The following is a 14,447-nucleotide window of genomic DNA, read 5'->3' on the forward strand; positions in this document are numbered from 1 at the left end:
TGTTCACGAAGGGCATTTCCAACACAAAAAAAGCCGCCATTTCAGGCGACTTTCCTCGTGAACAGAAAACAGATCTTAAGAGATTGGTAAATCCGTTTGAGTCAACTGGGCGGAAACTTCCCATAGACGACGGGCTTGCTCTGGGTCGATGGCATAGTCTTTGACTCCAAAGAAGGCTCCGTCCGCAGGAGCTGGCTCACTGATGTCACAATCCTCGCAATACACGCCACCTTTTCCATCAAGTTGCGGAGAGGTCGCTGCCCATACTTGCGTTGCTGCCCCTTGCTCAGGCGTTTTAAAGTTGGGATTAGCGACTTGACCAGACTCATCAATCCAGCCCAATGCGATCATTTCCTCTTTCGGCATATGTCGTTGCAACGGCGTCATGATTCCACCTGGATGTACAGAGAATGCACGGACTCCCTGATCTGCACCACGTCTATCCAGTTCGACGCTAAACAGAATGGTTGCTGTTTTGGACTGTCCATATGCAGGAAACTTTTCATAGCCGTTCTCAAACTGCATATCGTCCCAGCGAATTGGTGAAAAATGATGCCCAGTTGATGCAACGGATACAACTCGTGCTCCTCCATGGCTGACGAGTGCCGGCCATAATAAGTTAGTCAGTGTGAAATGTCCAAGGTGGTTCGTAGCAAATTGAGCTTCCCAACCCGGGCCTACGCGAGTCTCTGGACAAGCCATAATGCCCGCATTCAGGATCAACATGTCGATATTCCGGTTGCTTGCCAGAAAACGATCGGCAAAAGCACGGACACTAGGGAGATCTGCGAGGTCCAGTTCATCAATCTCTACACCATCTAGTCCTGCAAGAGCCTCTTTGGCGGTATCTGGCCGACGTGCGGTCACAACAACCTTGGCACCAGCACGAACGAGTGCACGCGTAGTCTCCAGTCCCAATCCGGAATATCCACCCGTGACGATGGCAAGTTTTCCGGATAGATCCGTGTTACTCAATACTTCCTCAGTTGTTGTGCGATGGTTGAATCCGGAACCGATTTTATGTTGTAAGGTTTTTGAATTGTTATCCTGGGTCATTAAAATAAGCTCCTTTCAGATGTGTCTTCTTCAAGTTTACAGCTTAGAGTGTACTCTAAGTCAAATATGAACGAATTCCTCTACTCAATGAATGTCCCAAACCTTTACTAATACAAAAAAAGCCCGGTTCATCACCGGGCCTACAGTCAAAGTATAAGGTTGGTTGTATTTCTATTATGCATTGATATACTTCACCCATTGCTCATACAGTTCAGTCTCACTACATTGAAAGATCCCTTCGAAATCTTGAGGACTGCGGATCAGTTTGTTCAATGCATCTACTCCGTATCGCTCAACCACAAATTCCACCATCATATAAGAGAACTGAAAACCTTTCATCGTTTCAAAATCCCACGTATCGTTATTTAATTCATCAAAAGAAGGAATGGTCTGGTTGCGAATGCTATCTTCCGTCGAACCTTTAATGAAATCTCGGGACATCTGTTTCGCCTCATATCCACCAATGCCCTGTCTGATCCATTTGGGAGCTGCAGGATTAATATCGCTGATTAGCCACATGGCGAACAAGTGGACTGTACCTTTCAGAATGGATTGATACGTATGCTCCGGTCCCGGTTCCAATGGAGAGACAATTTTCAGAGTACGCCCTTCATATGTCCCCATAAACCAATTCGGGGCATCTGTTTCTCCGACTGCTTGATGGAACGTTGGCAAATCAGGATATATTTCAATAACTACCTTTTGTGATGGATGATGTTTATATTTGGTCGACACTTGTTCAACACTATTGTTGAGCTCATCGAACAAATCCTGATGCACTTTCTTCGTATGATCATTCGTATCTTGGTTATCACCTTTATTTACAATGGAAATCAGGTCTTGAATAGACATGATGGCAATATCCCCCCACTCTTTCAGTTCTTTTCTTAATTTCTCCAGAGCCCGGTACAGTCTGTTCTTTACTGCGCTTTCCCGTCGTCCAACTATCTTGGATATTTCGGGCAAGGTGCAGTCAACGAAAAAGCGTAATGCAATAATTTCCTGATCAATCTCATCCAGCTTTTGTAACGCAGAGCCAATATCAATTCGAATATCAACATGTTTCGTAAATTCAAGAGAGATCGATTGCGATTCATAATCTGTAAAATCATAAGGAGATTCTTTTTGTCTCGATAACCTGCGATATTCGTTCTTCACCGTGTTCTGAGCAATCTTAAAGATCCAGGTGAATAAATTTGAGCTCCCTTTAAAATTGTGAATATTTTCGACTGCTTTCAAAAATACCTGTTGGGTCAAATCATCTGCAACCAATGGATTCAATTTCAGTGAGAAGTATTTGCTGATTCGTTGACGATATTGCTCATACGTGTTCTCAAAGATGGTGATGCTGTCCTGTTCATCCGGATAAACAGGTTTCGTGTCATGAGCTCCTGACATGGTGGGGAACCTCCTCTTGATTTACATTTAATTAGACACCGGAGGAAGCAAAAAAGCCACGCATGAGAAAAAATAATTTTTGACTACCCACCTCTTTGATATGAATTCTGCTAACTTATGAAGTTGAAAAACAAACAAAGGCAGCCGATCACACTGACCGGCTACCTTTGTTCTTTATTGAAACATAAATTTTAATTCTTGCTTATTTCAGCGGGATGAAGCTTTTAATTGAGTCTGCATGAAGACCAGTTCCTCAGCCAATTTTTCCAGCCGACTTATTGCTTCAGTATCTTTAATGTTATTCTCAGCATCAAAATGATCACTATTCAGATATACGTAGCTTGGGGCAACATAGGAGCGGAAAAAGCCGGCAATCGGTTTTAATTGATTTTCCACTACCAAATAATGCTGATAGGTGCCCCCAGTTGCTATAAAACCCATTACTTTATTGTAAATGCTCTGCACAGGCAATAGGTCGAATACATTCTTTAGTACACCTGTCAGAGAGGATTGATAAATGGGTGTGCCGATCACGTAAAAGTCAGCATCAATCAATTTTTGAACAACCAACTGGGTGTCTTCATTATAATCCTCCAACTTGCGGCCATCACAAAATTCGATCCCTTTATAATCTCTTAGGTCTATGAGCTCCACTTCAATTTCGGGATGATTATTTTTCACGAATTGGAGCACAGCATCCACACCCACTGGTGTCTTTGATCCAATCAGTGACCCGGACAATCCGATTAATTTCACAACATTAACCTCCAATGTTTTCTTCTTCATTATGAAACTATGCCATGGTTTCCAACGCACATTCCTTCATCACATGAAGCATGCTGCACTAAGGAGAACCAGAATATAGACGACAACACTTAGCTCACTGTTTATAGCAGCCTACTCCCCCAAAATAATGACTTCCGTTTCCAATTCAATATTAAATTGATCACGTACTGTTTTTTTAATTAATTTGATTAATTCCAAATAATCCTCAGCAGTAGCGTCATCTGCATTAATGATAAAACCTGCATGCTTCTTGGAAATTTCCGCTCCCCCAATGCGAGTGCCTTGTAACTTACACTCTTGAATGAGTTTTCCAACATACTGTCCCTCTGGACGTTTGAATACACTTCCGCAAGAGGGAAAATCAAGCGGTTGTTTGGATTCCCGTTTAAACGTTAAATCCTGCATGGTACTGGAGATAACATCCTTGTTCCCTGGTTTAAGCTTAAATTGGACTTCAAGTATGATGTATTGATCCGTTCGGAAGATGCTGTTTCGATAGCCAAGCTGCATGTCATCTCGGACCATGTTAAGCAACTCTCCATTTTTAGTAACCACTAGCGCTCGCTCAACGACCTCATCCATCTGACCACCGTAAGCTCCCGCATTCATATATAAAGCGCCACCTGTACTTCCGGGTATTCCACATGCAAATTCCAGACCTGTTAAGCTGTTATGCAAAGCAGTACGTGACACATCAATAATATTGGAACCGCTCTGCGCGACAATCTTGTCACCATAGACTTTAATCTGATCGAATTGACTCAGAGAGAGCGTTATTCCACGCACACCTTGATCTTTAATAATGACATTTGATCCTTTTCCAAGGATCGTCAGAGGTATTTGATGTGTTTTTGCAATGTTAACCGTGTTAACAATTTCTTCTTTCGTTGTAGGATGGATAAGTATGTCTGCTTTACCACCAAGTTTTATATACGTGTGGTCTTTTAATGGTTCATTCCATTTTAATTTTTCCAAAGGTATTTGATTTTCAAAAATATCCATGACATTCTCTCCCTGAGTTGAAAAGACATGATTACACGAGCGCCGAATAGAAAGCTCCTTCATTGTATGTTTAATATGAGATATTGGTTGATATTATTCCGTGATCCTGACAATTAATCACATTTTCTGACCTCACCACGATAATTCGCCATCCGGAAGCTGGCCCCGCATCCGCATGAAACTTTTGCATTAGGGTTATTCATGGTGAATCCCCCTAACATTCCACTTTCTTCGTAATCAATTTCCAGTCCATCAATATATGGAACCGTATTGGTGTGAACCAAAATACGAAACACACCTTTATCTAATAAGATATCCCCTTCTGCTTGCTGTTCATCTACGATTAGGGTATAGGATAGTCCACTGCATCCTCCCTCATCCACCCCTACCCGAAGGAAAGATTTCTGTGTATCCGCACTTGCCAGGATTTCAACGATTTTTTCTGCTGCTGCTTCACTGACCTGAATCATTGTTATACCTCCTTGGAGCGTATTTTTTGGCTAGCTTATTGTATTTTGAAAGCAGCCCATTAAAATCTTAATGATTTCTTCAGGACTCGTATATGCATTAAAATAACGACAACCTGCTGATTGCAAATGAATAGGAATATCCATAAGTTCCAGCGATCCGCTGTACAATATCACTGGATATTTCTCGGGAAATTGTTCTATAAGCAGCTCGATATTGTCCACATTCATATCTATGATGATCACAGAATTATCCGGAAGTTGATCCATGTTACCGATCACATTACGAGTAACGTCCAATACATGTAAAGACGGCTCGGTTTGAATCAACAAACTTAAACTTTTAACAATGTGATGCGTATCGGATAGGATTAACACATGGTTCATTCAGAAAACCTCCGGATAAAATGATGGCAATCGCAGGATATTCCTTTGGGTTAATTCATGTTTGTAGTAAACCATTCCATCAAACAGGGTATGAAAGCAGCTAGAGCGGCCCCTTTGGGTGTAAGTTCATACATGATTTGTATGGGATGTGTTAGGACTTTTCTCTTCACCAACTGATCATTCTGAAGATCTTTTAATCGTTTGGAGAGGATCGTTTCTGAGATGGAAGGCACATGTTCGTAAATTTCGCTGAATTTTTTAGGACCTTGCGAAAGAGTACATAGGATATGGATCGTCCATTTCGTTCCGATAATACGATAGGCTGTGAAAAGTTTCTCGGTATCCGAAGTCAGCATCGCATGAACACACCTTCCTTGGCTTACCCCCGTTTATTTGTTTTTCAATCCCAACGATCGTAGCCCCATTTTTATTTGTCCTGTTTCTGGTGCAATCCGAGTACTGGCAATCAAGCTCAATACGATCAACACCAGATGAAAACCCAACGTTACGATTAATCCTGATTGCAATGACATCCCGCCAGCTTGACACACCACCAGGATGGAACCGCCGATCCCGATAACTACGCCTGGTGTAAACGAATCTGCAAATTGCAGATTTGCCGAAGTTTTGCCAACGCCGCCCTCTCCTGTTTGGGAAAACGCCACAACACCGCTAATCGGATGCGCTAATCCAATGCCTATTCCAGCTATGATCTGACCTATAACCGCTACAGTAACGGTCACCACAGGAACCCAAAATACGATGGTGATTCCGATGGCAAGCAGGAGTACACCAATAATAATTCGTGTATGACGTCCACGACCCTGATCTGCCGAGTCCCAAAGTCCTTGCAAATAAGCAATGACACACCAGCTCAGTGCAGCGCTTGCTACAATTAATCCGGCCTGAGAAGGTGTAATGCCTTTCACCTCAATTAAAGCCAATACCAAGAAATTTTGTGTACTGGTATAAGCAGCGAAGAACAGTCCACGCGTAGCGAGTATAGCGGGCATACCTCTTCGCAAAACAAGGGTTCCCGCCGGCAGCAGTTTGCGCAGTGGGTATACCATCAGTACTCCCCCGATGAGGACAATAACAAATCCAATAATTGACGGAAGCTTGCCAAGTCCCACTAATAAAGTCCCTGTACCTATCGTTAATAGCAGCGCCATCCATGTAGCGGCAGATCCATTCTCCCCTTGTACAGGCTGTGATTTTAACTTTGTAAACGCAGGTAAGCTAAGAAGTGCTGAAACCAACAGGATCGGTAGAATCCCCCAGAACATAAAGCGCCATGACCACTGATCTGCAATAAGGCCTGCAATGTATGGACCGAGCATGGACGGAAGAACATAGGCTGTACCGAATGCTCCCAGTATTTTGGCACGTAATTCGTCCGGATAACTTAAGGAAATGGCCGTGTATACGCAAGTCATCATAGCCCCGGCCCCCAAACCCTGCATGGCCCGTGAGGCGATCATGGTATACATATCTCCTGCAGTTGCGGCAGCGACCAGCCCAACAATAAACAAAAGAAGTGCTAGCGTAAAGGGTATTGCTGGTCCCCTCCTATCAATAATCCGACCAACAACCAAGGTTCCGATAATCTGTGCAAGCAGATATGTACTGAATATCCAGCCGAACAGGTTAAGGCCGTTCAGGTCTCCAGCAATGGAAGGAGCAATCGTCGTTACCTACAAACCTTCAAATCCAACAGCCATCACTGACAATATAATTCCTATGGATAATGCAAAATAACGCGGACTGAAGATACTTTGAGAATGGGACGACATGATATGTGACCTCCAAGAGATTTTTATGTATACACCGTATCCGGATACTTAGTAAACATTTTACTTTACAAAGTTTAAACTACAGTTCACTTTTGACTTTGTCAATGTTTTTGTTTAAAATGTATGAAATAATGAAGATTCAGTTGCTTAAAAAGGAGGTTCACCATGAGCCGGGATCAAACGAAAAAGGATGCCTCAACCAGTACCCGAAAAGCAATCATTAACCTGCTTAAGCATCAAGGTGGAATGGATGTGGTTGCACTCTCCTCCCAATTTGCGTTATCTGGCATGGCCATCAGGCAGCACTTAAATGCACTGAAAGAAGAAGGATTGGTTACTTTCGAAGAAGAGGCTCGTCCTATGGGCCGACCAACCAAACTATGGAGATTAACCCCCGCTGCTGATCGTTTTTTCCCTAGTGGCTATTCGGAGTTATCCGTCAGTCTGATCAATTCCATGAAAGAAGCTTTCGGAAATGAAGGGCTGGACAAGCTGCTCAGTGTGCGGAATAAAAACATGCAAGATCAATATCTTCAATACATTGGTGATGCATGCGGCGTGAAGGAAAGGCTTGAAAAACTTGCTGAAATTCGAACAAATGAAGGATATATGGCCGAGGTCAAGGATCAAGGCGATGGTAGCCTCTTATTTATAGAGAAGCATTGTCCAATCTGTGAAGCTGCAGCAGTATGTACCGGGTTATGTAAGAATGAATTGCATTTATTCAAAACAGTTCTTGGAGATCAAGTTCATATTGAACGGGGAGAGTATATTTTGGCTGGAGGAAGAAACTGCATATATACGGTTAGAGAACATCATTCGTGATTACCTTCGGTATAGATTCGCATGGAGGATGCAATCGTATTGGTAAACCAGTATATCGAGATAATCGTGAGGATATGATCAAATGCCGTGAAAACATTCAGTGAGCTTGTTATAAAATCAATCTCTGTATCAGATAACGAATTGGATTTGATTCATTAAGATTATCGATATTTGGAAACAAAAAAAGAACCTTGAGCTCAGCTCATGGTTCTTTTCGTTCAATTGTATATTAAGTTTAGAAGATGGTAGGTACCATTCCCCCATCCATACGAATTGGAGAACCTTTGAATGCCGATGCATAAGGACTGCATACAAATGTAGCCAATCTGCCTATCTCATTAGGCTTGATAAATCGTTGAATTTCGGATTGAGGCAGGTTTTTCCGCATAAAATCCTTCTCTTTTTCTAAAAAAGTCATCGATTCATCAGGGTAGATACTCTCAATAATTTGTTGCACATTTTCAGAGAGGGTTGGTCCTGGCATGATTGTATTGACGGTAACTTCTGTTCCTACCGTTAATTTCGATAAACTTTTGGACAACGATAATAACATGGATTTGGTCATGCAATACTGAGGCATTTGTCCTGAAGGCATTATGGCTTCTTCACTCGCAATAAAGATAATGCGACCATAATTATTTTGCAACATTTTAGACATATAAAATTTGGACAATGCATTTGCAACGAGCACGTTCGTACGGAAGTACTTCTCCCAAACCTCATCGCTGATATCTTCATATTGCATCATTTCATATATCCCCATATTGTTCACCAGGATATCAATTTGGGGGTATTTTTCAAATAAGGCTTCTCTTTGACCAATGTCCACCAGATCAGCTGTAGCTTTTTGAGGTGAGGTAGCGGGAAAATCGGACTTTATTTCATGAACCGTGCGCTCAACCTCTGCATCATTTCGTCCATTGATGATTACATTAACCCCTTCTTGGGCAAGTTCAATCGCAATGGCTTTCCCTATCCCTTTCGTCGATCCTGTAACCAAAGCTGTTTTACCGTATAAACCCATATCCATATCACACTACTCCTTTTATTTTCTTGTAGCGGCAAGCTGATTCGTTTTCGTGTTAAAAACAGTCTTGTGCTCCGGATAGGATTTATATTACCTTGTCTACATTGTCCAGTAACTAGCGTGTTACGCCAAAGTTCTTGCATAACACGCCAAATGATACAAAGCACTTAATTAATGAAGAGTTGTTGATGCTGAGGGTCCTTCGGATCGTGAATTCGCACCTAAATATTCCGTACGCCAATTCGTTGGCGTATCCCCTTCCCATGAACGAAAGGCACGATAGAACGAGTTCTGGTCCTCGTATCCAATTAAGAAAGCCACTTCTTTAATGTCCAGTGTAGGGTCTGCCAAGTAGGCTCGTGCCTGCTCATGTCTGGCTTGTGTCAATAGATGCTTGAAACTGGTATTCTCTTCTGTAAGCCGGCGCTGCAAGGTCCGATCGCTCATACCCAATTCCTTGGCAACGACCTGAATGTCAGGGCGACCTCCTGTGAGACTGCGTTTCATAATCCATTTGACCATCTCTGTAATAGAACGACTGCCCTGCTGTTCATCCAGCGATCGGTCCAGGGCGGGAGTAAGGATCTCCAGTAACTCTTCGTTGTATGAAAGAAACGAACGGTCCAAATCTTTACGATGTAAGGTGAGCCGATTACATGTTGCACCAATCCGAATTGGGCAGCCAAAATAAGTCTCAAGGGTGCGAACATCGCCCATGGTATGCGAAAATTCAACAAGCCGAGCGGTCAAAGGTTGACCTGTTCCCCGGCGCCCAAGTTCGAGGAGAAATGCCAATGTGACTCCAACCAGCAATGACGGACCTGGTTGTTCGTTAGTTAACCATTCCAGTTCAATTGAACAATCATCGCCTTCCTCAGTAATACGTAAGCTTTCAGGGGGACAAAGTTGTTTGTACCGAGCCATGCGGTGTAATGCATCACGGTAGTCACGCGCATGGTAGGTTGCTAATACACTTGGCGGGTATTTCCCTGTTTCAAAGACGGTTGCAAGCTTGATGATTGCTTCGGCCGTGTCACCGACGAGATCGGAATATGCCTGCCAGATCGCAAAATATTGAGCGGTCGTGACGGCTGGTTCAGTTATAATCGTGAGCGGCAGTTGTGCATTGCGCGCTACATCGTGGGCGGCAATCCCTAATTGATGCAAGCCTGTCCAAAACCCTACCGGGAATTTAATACGCTCAGAGGTGTGGGATTTCATAAATACCTTCCTTCTGGGATTCTTTGCTTAATGATTCATCCACTGTACAGGGACTCTGATTCTTTTGCAATGTCTCCAATATTTTCTGGTCCCCAGAATAAAACAAGAAACCAATGCGGGAACGTTCCGCATTGGTTTCTTGGAAATTAGGTTTAGTGTTATTTCGATTGTTCAAGAAGCCCAACAATAAGTGTAACTGCTTCAGCACGGGTAGCTGTCTGCATCGGAGCAAATCGATTGCCACCTACACCGCCCACCAGACCTGCTTCCACGGCAGAAGCTACATAGGATACTGCCCATGCTGGGACATCCTTTGCATCTTTGAAATCAAGCTTCGCATTGGAATTCGTTTGGATTCCGCCAGCGCGTGCAATCATAGTTACCATCTCTGCACGGCTAAGCGTCTTGCTAGGGCCGAACGAGCCATTTTCGTAACCATTGACAATGCCAGCGGACGCAGCTGCTGTAATATACGGTTTCGCCCAAGAAGGAATCTTGTTATCATCCGTATAGTAAATACTCTCGCTTACGGTATTCAGATTCAGGGCACGGCCCAGCATCGTAATGAACTCGGCACGTGTGACTTTCTGATTCGGACGGAAGGTCTGATCACCATAACCATTGACGAATCCAGCCGCCAGGGCTTTATCAATTGCAGATTTTGCCCAGTGTCCAGCTGTATCTTTCAACGCTGGCGCTGTGCCTCCGTTTCCGTTATTGCCTGATCCAGTATCCGGTTTGTTGCCGGAATCAGTTCCGCTACCACTACCGCTGTTCGAACCGTTTCCAGTTGTTGTATCGCCACCGGTTCCTGAAGAGCCATTACTGCTGCCGGAACCGTTACCTGAGCCTGAACCGGAGCCAGGATTCGATGTTCCCGGGTTGGACGTTCCTGGTCCCGGATTTGATGGTTCTGTCTTCTTCACAATACCGAACTGATCAATAATGAACGGGGCTGCTCCGTTCAGATTTTGGTCAATTTCATACGTTACAGCTGTCAGTTTGCTGCCGTCAATCGTAATGCCTACAAAATTCTGTACCTGACTGCGCATTGGACGACGATTGTCATTCGGATCAGGGCCATATTTGGCTGCATGATTCTCTTCTGCACGTTCAAAAAGATTGTAATAAGCATCACCAAGACTTGTGCTCGGATTTTTATAATACACTTTTGGACCAGCTGTTGCCGGGATCAAATAGATCGTGCCATCCGGATTCACAGAGTACTCGATTTTCTGTCCATTTTGCATCTCCGTGATCATTTCTGGCTGACGCGCTTTCCCCTGCTGATCAATCGGTTTTGTGCGGGCATAGATGTGATCATGTCCCTGGAGTACAAAATCGATGCCAAGCTCCGCCATGATCGGTGCAATCTTGGTACGTACACCGTTTGCTCCCATGATGTCGGAATCCGTTGCGTGATTTGACGTCGTGTACGGCCCTTTGTGAATGTTAACGATTATCCACTGGGATCCATTCTTCTTGGCAGCCTGAACATCTTTCTTCAGCCACTCGACTTGCTCTAAAGAGAAGTTGTCATACTCGTCCGAATCCTCATTGGAGTTCAACACAACAAAATGCGCATTGCTGTAATCATAAGAATAGTAAGCTCCCGTCTCCGTAGCGGAATTCACCGGTGACTGGATGTTAAAATGATCGATAAACGCATAATTTTTGTCCTCATGGTTCCCTGCGGACGGAACGATGGTTGTATTTAAGAGGCTTTCTTGCGAATGCCCTAGCAGCCAGTTCCACTGTTCCTCTTTCACTCCATTATCGACGATATCCCCGTTATGAACGACAAATTGTGCATCTGGTACTGTAGCCAATGCTTTGGCCAATGTCTCAGAGGATAGAATTGCCTCATCCTCTTCCTTCGCTTGTGTATCCGCCAGATCAATGAAAGTGAATTTTCCATTTTCCGGTGCTGTACGGAAGGTACCTGTCTCGCTCCATACTTGCTGAGAAGCATCGCCTACACGGAAATAATAAGTTGTATTAGCTTTCAGATCTGTCACTTCTGCTTTGTGCATCAGTTCTGTAGGAGCATTCGCAGGTTTTGCAGAGCGCCCTTGAACCAATTTGGCTTGCGTGAAATCAGGTGTTGCAGCTGTTTTCTCTACAACCTGAAGGTCGCTATTCGTTACTTGATCGGAAGTGTACCACGTGAAGCCTTTGCTCTTGGTAGGATCTCCATGGAACGTTACCGTTACCTTGTTTACCTGTTCTGGAACAGGAACTGTATCCGATTCCTTGATGATTCCGAACGTATCCACAATAAATGGCTCAGCATTATTTTTATTTTGGTCAATCTCATAGGTTATGGCGGACAGCTTCTCTCCATCAATGGTCAATGAAACGAAGTTCTGCACATGACCTCTGGCCAAACTTGTAGTGTCTCCATATTGCCGTGCGTGGTTTTCCTCCGCACGCTCGAACAAGCTGAAGTACGCTTCACCCAGCGCCGGTTTTACGTTTTTGAAATATACTTTGGCCCCGGCAGTAGCAGGAATCATATAAATGGTTCCATCCGGTCTAACCGCGTACTCGATGCTCTGCCCATTGAAGGTCTCCGTTATTTTGGACACTTCTTCAGCCGTGCCATCGCTCTTGATCGGTTTCGTCCGTGCATAGATATGGTCATGTCCCTGAAGGACCAGATCAATCCCCAGTTCGTTCATGAGCGGGGCGATTTTTTTTCGTTCCCCATTTGCACCAATAATGTCGCTATCGGTAGCGTGATTCGATGTCGTGTATGGACCTTTATGAATGTTAACGATAATCCACTTGGCTCCTGCGGCTTTTGCTTCCGCTACATCCTGCTTCATCCATGCGACTTGCTCATTCGAGAAGTTGGAGTACTCCGTTGAATTCTCGTTGGAGTTCAATACGATAAAATGGGCTTTGCTGTAATTATAAGAATAATATGCGCCTGTTTCCGTTGCAGCACCGTCTGGCTGCTTCACATTAAAATGCTCGTAGAACGCATAGTTGTTATTCTCATGATTGCCAGCAGATGGTGCAATGGTCGTGTTCATAAGACTGGCTTGCGAATGACTAAGCAGCCAATTCCATTCCTGCTCTGAAGTGCCATTCTCTACAACGTCTCCGTTATGGACGACAAATTCAGCATTCGGAACAGTCGCGAGTGCTTTGGACAGAGTAGATCCGGACAGGATCGCCTCATCCTCTTCCTTCGCTTGTGTATCCGTCAGGTCGATAAAGGTAAATGCTCCATCAACCGGAGCCGTTTTGAACGTTCCAACCTCACTCCATATGCCCAGATCCAGATCACCAACACGGAAAGAATAAGAAGTGTCAGGGGAAAGGCCTGTCGCTTCCGCCTTATGCACCATTTCTCCCGGGGAGTTGGAAGCTACGGTTGCACGCCCATTGAAACTTTGGGCCATACTAAAGTCGGCAACGCCTTCTTGGTTCGGCACCACTTGAACTGTGCTCTGTGCAGATGCAAGAGGAGTATACCAGGTAAAGCCTTTGCTACTTGTTGCATCTCCATAGAAGGTAACCGTTACTTTGCTGATATCCAGCGATGGCGCGTTAGCCAAGGCTTTAAGTTCCATGTCAAAATACAGGTCCGAGCTGCTGTCGCTCTGTTGATGTACTTCGACCGCAATTTCGTTTGAGCCATCACGTAAATTGGCTTTCATCGGCGCAGTGAGGTCAATATCCTCATACATTACCGGCAAATCCTTACCAGAAGTTGCTTTGGTAGAGTACTCAATCTCGCCGTCCGGCATGCCAAAACGAATGACTTCCACACCATTCACATAGATCACTGCACCGTCATCAATACCGAATGTGCCGAGAATTTGACCATAATCGTCAATTTGGTCCTTGTTAACGGTAAGGTTTGTCCGAAAATAGGTTGTACGGGGTTTGAATTTTTTGTCCAGACCGTAACTGACTTCCGTTTGAAGAGGTCCAAAATAGGAAGTGCTTACGCCATTACCATTGTCTTTATAACCGAATGGAGCTAGTCCCGAATTCCAGGACGAATCATCGTATGAAGCACGCCAATCCGATTGCAGATCCTGTCCCTGATCGAAATAATTCCAATTGGCATTACGCTGTAATAGCATCTCAGGCTCCGACAATGATGCGGCTTGGGCTGAATTAACTCCCCCAAATCCCGCAAGCCATCCGAATATCAAAGCAATCGATAACAGGATGGATAACACTTTTTTGTAGAGGTGACTGATCATAATTCTCTCCTTTGTATGTATGATTGGTTGGCTTATGTAAATCCAAACAGGCCTAGCATAACAAGGGAAGATCAGCATCCGGTTAGCGGGAAGTAAAACTTATGTAAACTCTTACATTTATTAAACTTATAATTTCGATAACATTTCAAGTTAACATAATAATTAATATGGTTTTCACTCCTATTTAGATAAAATATACTCACTATTTTTAAAGTTTGATGAATTGGCTTTTAGGAAGTAGACTAATGAGGACAGACTATAC

Annotated in this window: 12 protein-coding genes; 1 reads left to right on the plus strand and 11 read right to left on the minus strand. The window is 43.9% G+C overall.

The features are described 5' to 3' along the window. Positions 1-75: 75 nt before the first annotated feature. The 8 genes from DC345_RS21305 to DC345_RS21340 form a co-directional block, all read right to left on the minus strand. Positions 76-1,056 (minus strand): SDR family NAD(P)-dependent oxidoreductase, encoded by a 981-nt coding sequence (locus tag DC345_RS21305; protein WP_113054803.1) that lies wholly within the window; start codon positions 1,054-1,056, stop codon positions 76-78. A 174-nt stretch (positions 1,057-1,230) separates the two neighbouring features. Next, positions 1,231-2,454 (minus strand): RNA polymerase sigma factor, encoded by a 1,224-nt coding sequence (locus DC345_RS21310; RefSeq protein ID WP_113054804.1) that lies wholly within the window; start codon positions 2,452-2,454, stop codon positions 1,231-1,233. A gap of 207 nt (positions 2,455-2,661) precedes the next feature. Then, positions 2,662-3,210, minus strand: coding sequence for an NADPH-dependent FMN reductase (locus DC345_RS21315; protein WP_113054805.1), 549 nt, complete (start codon positions 3,208-3,210; stop codon positions 2,662-2,664). A gap of 141 nt (positions 3,211-3,351) precedes the next feature. Then, complete coding sequence (murB, locus tag DC345_RS21320; RefSeq protein WP_113054806.1) at positions 3,352-4,242, minus strand: UDP-N-acetylmuramate dehydrogenase; 891 nt, start codon at positions 4,240-4,242, stop codon at positions 3,352-3,354. A gap of 113 nt (positions 4,243-4,355) precedes the next feature. Then, entirely contained in the window at positions 4,356-4,712 is a 357-nt protein-coding gene (locus DC345_RS21325; RefSeq protein ID WP_113054807.1) for a HesB/IscA family protein, read from the minus strand. Positions 4,713-4,742: 30 nt separating this feature from the next. Further along, positions 4,743-5,096 (minus strand): hypothetical protein, encoded by a 354-nt coding sequence (locus tag DC345_RS21330; RefSeq protein ID WP_113054808.1) that lies wholly within the window; start codon positions 5,094-5,096, stop codon positions 4,743-4,745. A gap of 50 nt (positions 5,097-5,146) precedes the next feature. Further along, positions 5,147-5,452 (minus strand): winged helix-turn-helix transcriptional regulator, encoded by a 306-nt coding sequence (locus DC345_RS32465; RefSeq protein WP_113054809.1) that lies wholly within the window; start codon positions 5,450-5,452, stop codon positions 5,147-5,149. Between the two features lie 33 nt (positions 5,453-5,485). Next, positions 5,486-6,781 (minus strand): MFS transporter, encoded by a 1,296-nt coding sequence (locus tag DC345_RS21340; protein ID WP_258530767.1) that lies wholly within the window; start codon positions 6,779-6,781, stop codon positions 5,486-5,488. A gap of 273 nt (positions 6,782-7,054) precedes the next feature. Between DC345_RS21340 and DC345_RS21345 the strand changes: the two genes are divergently transcribed. Further along, positions 7,055-7,714 carry a helix-turn-helix transcriptional regulator gene (locus tag DC345_RS21345; protein WP_113054810.1) on the plus strand — a complete coding sequence of 220 codons (660 nt, stop codon included), beginning with the start codon at positions 7,055-7,057 and terminating at the stop codon, positions 7,712-7,714. Positions 7,715-7,949: 235 nt separating this feature from the next. On the opposite strand, the gene DC345_RS21350 is transcribed toward DC345_RS21345, so the two are convergent. From DC345_RS21350 to DC345_RS21360, 3 genes are all read right to left on the minus strand, one after another. Further along, positions 7,950-8,744, minus strand: coding sequence for an SDR family NAD(P)-dependent oxidoreductase (locus DC345_RS21350; RefSeq protein ID WP_113054811.1), 795 nt, complete (start codon positions 8,742-8,744; stop codon positions 7,950-7,952). Positions 8,745-8,912: 168 nt separating this feature from the next. Further along, positions 8,913-9,962, minus strand: coding sequence for a helix-turn-helix transcriptional regulator (locus DC345_RS21355; RefSeq protein ID WP_113054812.1), 1,050 nt, complete (start codon positions 9,960-9,962; stop codon positions 8,913-8,915). A gap of 158 nt (positions 9,963-10,120) precedes the next feature. After that, on the minus strand, positions 10,121-14,185 hold the full coding sequence (locus tag DC345_RS21360; protein ID WP_113054813.1) for an S-layer homology domain-containing protein: 4,065 nt from the start codon (positions 14,183-14,185) through the stop codon (positions 10,121-10,123). Positions 14,186-14,447 lie beyond the last annotated feature (262 nt).

It is taken from the genome of Paenibacillus taichungensis (assembly GCF_003287275.1).
Lineage (GTDB): Bacteria > Bacillota > Bacilli > Paenibacillales > Paenibacillaceae > Paenibacillus > Paenibacillus taichungensis_A.

Coding starts and splice junctions, on each gene's coding strand:
- DC345_RS21355 (WP_113054812.1), bottom strand. CDS start 9,962: ATGAAATCCCACACCTCTGAGCGTATTAAATTCCCGGTAGGGTTTTGG.
- DC345_RS21305 (WP_113054803.1), bottom strand. CDS start 1,056: ATGACCCAGGATAACAATTCAAAAACCTTACAACATAAAATCGGTTCC.
- DC345_RS21325 (WP_113054807.1), bottom strand. CDS start 4,712: ATGATTCAGGTCAGTGAAGCAGCAGCAGAAAAAATCGTTGAAATCCTG.
- murB (WP_113054806.1), bottom strand. CDS start 4,242: ATGGATATTTTTGAAAATCAAATACCTTTGGAAAAATTAAAATGGAAT.
- DC345_RS21350 (WP_113054811.1), bottom strand. CDS start 8,744: ATGGATATGGGTTTATACGGTAAAACAGCTTTGGTTACAGGATCGACG.
- DC345_RS21345 (WP_113054810.1), top strand. CDS start 7,055: ATGAGCCGGGATCAAACGAAAAAGGATGCCTCAACCAGTACCCGAAAA.
- DC345_RS21360 (WP_113054813.1), bottom strand. CDS start 14,185: ATGATCAGTCACCTCTACAAAAAAGTGTTATCCATCCTGTTATCGATT.
- DC345_RS21310 (WP_113054804.1), bottom strand. CDS start 2,454: ATGTCAGGAGCTCATGACACGAAACCTGTTTATCCGGATGAACAGGAC.
- DC345_RS21330 (WP_113054808.1), bottom strand. CDS start 5,096: ATGAACCATGTGTTAATCCTATCCGATACGCATCACATTGTTAAAAGT.
- DC345_RS32465 (WP_113054809.1), bottom strand. CDS start 5,452: ATGCTGACTTCGGATACCGAGAAACTTTTCACAGCCTATCGTATTATC.